Consider the following 7,346-nt stretch of genomic DNA (forward strand, 5'->3'; position numbering starts at 1 on the left):
GACTTCGGGCTTGCGCCCTCGTCTTGCCGACTCCCCCTCAAGGGGGGAGTGATGCGTAAGAACCGCTTTTCTTCCCTGCGATTGCGTAACGGCTTGCGAGCGCGGCGCCGCGGTTATCAAGTGTCCCCGGATACCTTAGAATGTCTCCCGTTCCGTGCCGCCGGCGTGGTTCGGGGGCGATTGGGGGAGGCCGCTTCGGGAGGGCCGGGGGTCTGGACGATCTGGACGGTCTGGGCATCGCCGGGGGGTGGCGGCAGTCATGGAATGGCGTAGTGGAAATAAAGATATTCAACACCCTGCAGGGCCGCAAGCAGCGTTTTCGGCCGTTGCATCCCGGGCGGGTCAAGATGTACGTATGCGGCCCCACCGTGTACAGCCATCCTCATATCGGCAATGCGCGGGCCGCCGTGGTTTTCGACGTGCTGTACCGTCTGCTCCGGCGGTCCTACGCGGAAGTGATCTACGTGCGCAACGTCACCGATGTGGACGACAAGATCAATGCGGCGGCGGAACGGGAGGGGGTGTCAATTCGGGAGATCGCCGAGCGCTACAGCCGGATTTACGGCGAGGACATGAAGGCGCTGGGAGTAGAGCCCCCCGTGAAGGAGCCCCGGGTCACGGAGAACATGCCCGCCATTGTCGGCATGATCGAGCGGCTGCTCTCCCGCGGGCATGCCTACCAAGCGCAGGGCCACGTCTTGTTTCACGTGCCCGGGTTCCCGGAATACGGCCGTTTGTCCGGCCGCGACCGCGGGGACATGATTGCCGGCGCCCGGGTGGAGGTCGCCCCTTTCAAGCGGGATCCGGCGGACTTCGTACTGTGGAAGCCCGCGGCTTCCGGCCAGGCGGCCTGGGAGAGCCCCTGGGGACGCGGGCGTCCGGGCTGGCATATCGAGTGCTCCGCCCTTGTCGCCGCCCATCTTGGGGAGACGATAGACATTCATGGCGGCGGGCAGGATCTGGTGTTCCCGCACCACGAGAACGAGATCGCCCAGAGCTCCTGCGCCCACGACGGCAGGGAATTTTGCCGCTACTGGGTGCACAATGGCCTGGTACGGACGAAGAGCCGCAAAATGTCCAAATCTTTGGGCAACATATTGCTGTTGCGGGAGGTGTTGCGCGAAATGCCGGCGGAGGCGGCGCGCTACACGCTGCTCAATACGCATTACCGCAGTCCCCTGGATTGGACGCCGGAGGCGACGGAGTTGGCCGGTCGCAACCTGGACCGGCTTTACCAGGCATTGCGCCGCGCGGCGCCGGGGATGGCGGCGGGGCCCGCGGAGGAAGCCGCGGCCGCGGCGCCGCTTCCTGAAGGATTTCTGGCGGCGCTGGCCGACGATCTGAACACCCCGCTGGCGTTGCGCGCCCTGCAACAGGCGGCCCGTCGTTTGAATTCCGATACCGACGCCGCAACGCGGGCGCGGGAGGCGGCTTCCATTCGCGCCGCCGGCGAATTGCTCGGTCTGTTGCGACAGGACCCGGAGGCCTGGTTCGCCGCCGACACCGAGTCCATAGACGAGGCGAAGATCGAGCGGCTGTTGGCCCTGCGCGACAGCGCCCGCCACAGCGGCAACTTCCGCAAGGCGGACGCGGTGCGCGAAGAGTTGCGGGAGATGGGAGTCGTTCTGCAGGACGGTCCGGGGGGCACCCTTTGGCGGCGCCGGCGGTGACCGGCGCCCGCCGGGAGGCGCAGGGCAGGCATTTCGAGCGCCGGCATGGTGTATGCTGTATGCAATAACGATGCGGAAACCGCCCCGGCAACCGGGGCCGTTTCCGGACGGAGGCGACCCATGAGACGGCAACCCGCCGATGCTGGATATTGCCCGCGGCGTCTTTCCCCGCCCCGGGCGGCAGGGCAGGCATCGTAATGCCGGCAAGGCAGACACAGACGCGCGCCGCGACGGCCCGGGAGTCGCATGCCGTGCTCGATTTCCTGAGATTCATCGAGACGCAGCCCCGGCAGTCCGTCGGGCGCCTGCTCGACCGCATTCTGTATAAAAGCAGAATGATCAGCCGGGCGGAGGCGGGCACGATCTTCATCGTCCGCAAGCGCGGCAAGCAATCCTGGCTGGAGCCGGTCAGCATCCAAAACGATGTCCTGCGGGTGCGCCGCGCCGATTTCATCGTGCCGGTGGGACCCGGCACCATCGCCGGCTATGTCGCTCATACGGCGCGCACCGTGACCATCGGCAACGTCTATGCGATCCCCGGCCACAGGCCCTACCGCTTCAACCCGGCGCACGAGCATAAAAGCTACCGCACCCGCTCCATGCTCTGTTTCCCGCTAAGGAATCTGCGGGGCGACGTCATCGGCGTCGTCCAGTTGATCAACGCCCGCGCCAGGGGGCAGCAGCGGCCTGTCCCCTTTGACCGGGACGCCAGGAATTTGATGGTTAACGTATCCGCGATCATCGGCCACTTCGTCGAACGCGCCAACATGCTGGAACAGATCCGCAAAAAGAACCGGAGATTGCGCGCGCGCAACATCGAAATCGCGGAACACCGGGACCGCATCTCCTCGTTGCAGGAGGAGACCGAAGAGGCGTTCCAGCTCTCCATCCGGCTGCTCTCCAAGGCCTCCGAGATTCACGACGAAGACACCGGCAACCACATCTTCCGGGTCAACGAGTACAGCGCCCAGTTTGCCCGGCTGGTGGGTCTGCCGGAGGATCAATGCCGGCAAATCGGCTATAGCGCGCAGCTGCACGATGTAGGCAAGATGAGCGTGGACGCCTCGGTGCTCAAGAAAAAGGGCTTGCTTACCCCGGAAGAGCGCGAGGAGATCAACCGCCACACCGTATATGGCCACCAGATCCTCTCCGGCGTGCCGCGCCTGGAGATGGCGGCGCAAATCGCCCTCAATCACCACGAGAGATGGGACGGCAGCGGCTATCCGCGCGGCATCAAGGGCGAGGAGATACCCTTGGTGGCCCGGATCGTCCAGATTGCGGATATTTACGACGCGCTGCGCTCGCCGCGCTCGTACAAACCGGCCCTGAGCCATGCCGTGGCATTGCGGATCCTGAGCAAGGGAGACGACCGCATAGACGCGCGGAATCACTTCGACCCGAACCTGCTCGCTTTGTTCAGGAAGCACAATAAGGAATTCCAATCGATCTGGGCGCGCCTGCAGGACTGAGGTCCCGGCGCGGCGAGGGGTATGGCAGGGGCGGGAGACTGCCGGCCGTTCCGGCCAATGGCGGCTATGGTGGCTATGGGTGGACTCGAACCACCGACCCCGGCATTATGAGTGCCGTGCTCTAACCGGCTGAGCTACATAGCCTGGCGCGCGGGCATGGCGCGCGGGCGTAGGATTGTCGGTACCGCCCCCCCGTTGTGTCAAGTTGCCGCGGCGGTCCGGCGCATATGGCGGCCCCCTTTCCCGTCATTCCCGCGCATCGCTCCCCCTGGAGGGGGAGAAGCGGCGGTTGCGATTTCCGTGTCCGCTGGGGGGAAGGAGGCGCCGCTATGCCCCCCACCGGCGCGACTTCGGGCTCCGCCCTCGTCTTGCCGACTCCCCCTCCAGGGGGGAGTGATGGGAAAAATGAGGGGAAAGCGGAATATATATAGAGAGCCGCTTTTCTTGCCTGCGATTGCGTAACGGCTGGGCTCGGCAACCGCCTATTTGAGTTTAACGTCGTTATCTGTAATAATTGGAAGGTTTATGCAGGCCTTTTTGCCAGGCGGCCCCGCCTGCTGGAAGAGGCGCTGCCTCGTTTATCAGGAGGTTTCTTTAGCCAATGCAACAAGATCAGTTCGAGAGTGTCGGCAACGCCGAAGAGCAGTCCCAACTCAAGCTTTTAATCGCCAAGGGCAAAGAACAAGGATTTCTGACCTATCACGAGGTCAACGACTACCTGTCGGAGGATATCGTCGAGCCCGAGCAGATCGAAGACATCATTAACACCATTATCGAGATAGGTATTGTCGTGTACGAGGCGCCGCCCGATTTGGGGGCGTTGCTGGAAGAAGGCCCCCGGGCCGGGGATGTGGCGGATACGCCCCCGGCGAGCACCCCGCTGGCGACCGCGGATAACGACTTGGCCCGCACTACCGACCCCATGCGCATGTACATGCGCGAGATGGGCGTCATCAATCTGCTGACCCGCCAGGGGGAGATCGAGTTGGCCAAGCGGATCGAGAGCGGGATCAACAAGATGTTGTCCGCCCTGTGCGATTATCCCCCGACCGTAGATACCCTGTTGCGGGAGTATGCCGCCGTGGAATCCGGGCAGAGCAAGCTCAGCGAGATCATCGTCAACCTGCTCGTGGACGGGAAGCCGACCAGCGCCATGGTGATAGAGGTCAGCAATGGCAATCCGAGCTGTGTTCCTACCAAGGAGCTGCAATCCCAGATCAAGGAGATCGCCTCCTTGCACAAGCGGATCGTCAACTCGATCAAGCGCAACGGTTGGACCAAGCCGCGGACCGTCGCCTTGCGCAAGGCGCTGGAAGAGCGCTTCCTGTCCCTGCGGCTGGCCCCCAAGTTCGTGAATCGGCTGGTGAAAGATGCAGGCGCCACGGTGGACAAGATACGCCGGTGGGAACGCGCCATCATGCAGCTCTGCGTCAAGCGGGCGCGGATGCCGCGCGGGGAATTTATCGCTGCATTCGAGGGTCATGAGACCGATCTGGGCTGGTGCCGCCGCATCGGCAACTCCGGCAAGCCCTACGCGGCCGCGCTGGCGGAGTTGCGCCCGGAGATCGAGCGCGCCCAGAAGAAGATTGCCCTGCAATTGGAGGGCAAGTGCCTTTCGATCGCCGAGATCAAGGAGGTCAACAAGAGGCTGGCCATGGGCAGCGCGAAGACCAACCGCGCCAAGAAGGAGATGGTGGAGGCGAATCTTCGGCTGGTGATCTCCATCGCCAAGAAATACACCAAGCGCGGGCTGCTCTTCCTGGATTTGATCCAGGAGGGCAACATCGGCCTCATGAAGGCGGTGGACAAGTTCGAGTACCGCCGGGGATACAAGTTTTCCACCTACGCCACCTGGTGGATTCGGCAGGCGATTACCCGCTCCATTGCCGACCAGGCGCGCACGATTCGCATCCCGGTGCACATGATCGAGACGATCAACAAGCTCAATCGTTATTCCCGGCAGATCCTGCAGGAGAAGGGGCGCGAGCCGGTGCCGAGCGAACTCGCCGAGCGCATGGATATGCCCGAGGAGAAGATCCGAAAGGTGCTGAATATCTCCAAGGAGCCGATCTCCACCGAAACCCCGGTCGGCGACGAGGAAGACTCGCGGCTGGGGGATTTCATAGAAGACCGCAGCGTCGAATCCCCGGACGAGTCAACGATCAAGTCCAGCCTGTACGATGTGATCCGGGAGACTCTTGCCAACCTGGCGCCCCGCGAGGCAAAGGTGTTGCGGATGCGTTTCGGTCTGGACATGGGCACCGATCACACCCTGGAAGAAGTGGGGAAGCAATTCAACGTCACGCGCGAGCGGATTCGCCAGATCGAGGCCAAGGCCCTGCGCAAGCTGGAGAAAACCCCCGAATATTCCGAGCGGCTGCGGTCCTTTTTCAACGATTCTTCGGCGGGTTCGGACAAGCGCTCGGGCCGGACTCGCGGCACTGGGCGGGGGGTCCGTAGCTCAGTTGGTTAGAGCCACCGACTCATAATCGGTTGGTCCCAGGTTCGAGTCCTGGCGGACCCACTATTCTTGCCGACACGCATTCCGGCATGAGCCCCGCCGGGACCGGGGGACGGGCGGCGCCCGGGGCGCCCGGCAAACCGCCGTTGTTGCTGGTGGACGACGACCCCCTGATCCTGGATTCCTTCTCCCTGGCGTTGCGGGAGGAATACCAGCTGCTGACGGCCCGGGACCGCAAGCAAACCCTGGCGTTGCTGGGTCGAGGCTCGCGGCCTCCCATGCTGGTCCTGCTGGATCTGGGTTTGCCGCCGGCGCCGCATATTCCTGACGAGGGCTTTCGGTTGATCCGCGAGTTGCTGGCCTTCGACCGCGACATGAAGATTCTGATCCTGTCCGGGCAGGGGGATCGCTCCCATATCCGCCGGGCGCTGACGCTCGGGGCGGTGGACTTCATTCCCAAGCCCTGCGATCTGCGGTTGTTGCGCACCCGCCTGCAACACCAATGCATGATCCTCGAGGCCGAGCGCGGGCGCCGGGAACGCGCCGGTACGGAAGAAGAGTTGCTGGGCGACAGTCCGGCGCTCTCCGCCTTGCGCGATCGGATTCGGCAATTCTCCGACACCCCGCACCCCGTCTTGATCGAAGGCGAGTCGGGGACGGGCAAGGAACTTGTGGCGCGCTGCCTGCACCGGTGGAGCGGGCGCGCGCGGCAACAGTATCTCAAACTGAACTGTGCCGCCCTGCCGGGAGAGTTGCTGGAGTCGCAGTTGTTCGGCCATGCCCGCGGCGCGTTCACCGGGGCGAGCGAGGCCCGCGAGGGCTTCCTGGGCGCCGCTGCCGGCAGCCTGCTGTTCGACGAAATCGGCGAACTCCCCCTGGCATTGCAGGCAAAGCTCCTGCGGGTGCTCGACGACGGCGAATATTACCGTCTTGGGGAGACCGTGCCCCGCCGCTTGCAGGCCCGCATCCTTGCCTCCACCAACCGCGACTTGCGCGAAGAAGTGAAGATGGGACGTTTCCGGCTGGACCTCTACCACCGGCTGAGCGTTCTGAAGCTGGGCGTCCCGCCCCTGCGCGAGCGTCAGGAGGATGCGCTGTTGCTGTTCGAACGTTTCCGCGGCATCTACGCGCCGGGCGTCACGTTGAGCGGGGAGGCGCGCCGGATGCTGGGAGGGTACGCCTTCCCCGGCAACGTCCGGGAACTGCGGAATATCGTCATTCGCCTCAGCGCCAAGTATCCCGGCGCCGAGGTGGACGCCGGGAAGTTGCGGGCGGAACTGGAGCCGCCGCAAGAGCGGGGCATACCTGCCCCGGCCGGCCCCCCCCCCGGCGTCCCGGACGAGACGGAACTCCGGGCGCGTCTGTTGCGGGGAGATTTCCGTCTGGAGGATTTCCTGGGAGATCTGGAGCGCCGCTGCATTCTGATGGCTCTGGACATCGCGGCGGGCAATCTCAGCCGCGCCGCCCGTATTTTGGGCATCAACCGCACCACTTTGTACGGCCGGATGCAGCGGCTCTCGATCCGCCAATAATTGCAAGCCGTTACGCAATCTCGAGCCGCCATTCCCGCCCTTTACCCCGTCATTTATACGTTGTTTTCCGTCATTCCGGCCTCCTCCATGTCATTCCGGCGAAACAGTCCGTGTAAAAACCCTGCGGGCATCCAGCGAATAAAGCCTACTCCGCCATTCCTGCCCTTTACCTCGTCATTCCGGCGAAAGCCGGAATCCCGCATAGAAAGCGCGC

Annotated in this window: 4 protein-coding genes and 2 tRNA genes; 5 read left to right on the forward strand and 1 reads right to left on the reverse strand. The window is 64.0% G+C overall.

Annotation, left to right across the window (positions count from 1 at the left end; translation table 11 throughout):
• The first annotated feature begins 272 nt into the window (after positions 1-272).
• Positions 273-1,670 carry a cysteine--tRNA ligase gene (cysS, locus tag OXU43_04350; protein MDD9824383.1) on the forward strand — a complete coding sequence of 466 codons (1,398 nt, stop codon included), beginning with the start codon at positions 273-275 and terminating at the stop codon, positions 1,668-1,670.
• 197 nt (positions 1,671-1,867) lie between these two features.
• Positions 1,868-3,139: an HD domain-containing protein gene (locus tag OXU43_04355; GenBank protein MDD9824384.1), complete on the forward strand. Its 1,272-nt coding sequence runs from the start codon at positions 1,868-1,870 to the stop codon at positions 3,137-3,139.
• Between the two features lie 67 nt (positions 3,140-3,206).
• Here the strand turns inward: OXU43_04355 and OXU43_04360 are convergent.
• Positions 3,207-3,283: transfer RNA gene (locus tag OXU43_04360), tRNA-Met, on the reverse strand.
• Positions 3,284-3,740: 457 nt separating this feature from the next.
• Between OXU43_04360 and rpoD the strand changes: the two genes are divergently transcribed.
• The 3 genes from rpoD to OXU43_04375 all read left to right on the forward strand — a co-directional run bounded on the left by rpoD (position 3,741) and on the right by OXU43_04375 (position 7,132).
• A complete protein-coding gene (gene rpoD, locus OXU43_04365; GenBank protein MDD9824385.1) occupies positions 3,741-5,612 on the forward strand; it encodes an RNA polymerase sigma factor RpoD in 1,872 nt (623 codons plus the stop codon).
• Positions 5,590-5,663: transfer RNA gene (locus tag OXU43_04370), tRNA-Ile, on the forward strand. Before rpoD ends, OXU43_04370 begins: the two co-directional genes overlap by 23 nt.
• Positions 5,664-5,689: 26 nt before the next feature.
• Entirely contained in the window at positions 5,690-7,132 is a 1,443-nt protein-coding gene (locus tag OXU43_04375) for a sigma-54 dependent transcriptional regulator (protein MDD9824386.1), read from the forward strand.
• The last annotated feature ends 214 nt before the right edge of the window (positions 7,133-7,346 follow it).

Source organism: Gammaproteobacteria bacterium (genome assembly GCA_028817255.1).
In the GTDB taxonomy this organism is placed as follows: domain Bacteria; phylum Pseudomonadota; class Gammaproteobacteria; order Porifericomitales; family Porifericomitaceae; genus Porifericomes; species Porifericomes azotivorans.